Source organism: Streptomyces boncukensis (genome assembly GCF_011045075.1).
Lineage (GTDB): Bacteria > Actinomycetota > Actinomycetes > Streptomycetales > Streptomycetaceae > Streptomyces > Streptomyces boncukensis.
Genome location: NZ_JAAKZZ010001069.1, coordinates 1 through 752, shown reverse-complemented (window position 1 = coordinate 752; position 752 = coordinate 1). Strand labels below are relative to the sequence as shown.

Annotated in this window: 1 pseudogene; it reads right to left on the bottom strand. The window is 71.8% G+C overall.

Annotated features, from left to right (window positions below):
- Positions 1-741: pseudogene (locus G5C65_RS37970) on the bottom strand (hypothetical protein); the annotation flags it as partial.
- Positions 742-752: the final 11 nt, after the last annotated feature.

The following is a 752-nucleotide window of genomic DNA, read 5'->3' as shown; positions in this document are numbered from 1 at the left end:
CAGCGGTGCCGGGACCTCACCCAGTGCCTGCACCGCGGCCAGCGTGTCCGCCCAGCCGGACGCGAGTAGCACCACCCCCGCGATGTCGGGCAGTTGTGCGGCCTCCTCGGCCGGAATGTTCACCACCCTCGCACCGGCCGCGGCCAGCGCCGCGGACACGTCCGTCTCCTCCTGTCCGATGACCGCCCAGGTGCCGGACAGGGGAGCCGGAGGCAGATCGGTCAGCGGCTTCCAGGTGACCTGGTAGCGCCAGGAGTCCAGGGTGGAGCGTTCCCGGTGACGTCTGCGCCACGCGGTGAGTGCGGGCAGTGCGGATTCCAGACCGGCCAGTTCCTCCAGGTCCTCACGCTCGACCGCGTTCCAGAAGGCCGAGTCGGCCCCGTCACCCACGGTCGGGCTCACCCAGGGTTCCGGCCAGAACCGGTCACGCTGGAAGGCGTAGGTGGGCAGGTCGACCGCCCGGCCGCCCCAGTCGGCGAACACCTTCGCCCAGTCGACGCCGGCGCCCACCGTCCACAGGCGGCTGATCGCGGTCAGGGCGGTGTCGGTCTCGTCCCGGTCCTTGCGGAGTACCGGTGCGAAGACCGTGTCGGGGGCGGTTTCCTGGGCCATGCCGGACAGCACGCCGTCCGGGCCCAGTTCCAGGCAGGCGGTCACGCCCATGGTTTGCAGGGCGGTGACGCCGTCGGCGAAGCGGACGGTCCGGCGGATCTGGTCCAGCCAGTACCCGGGCTGCTGCATCAACCCCGGCT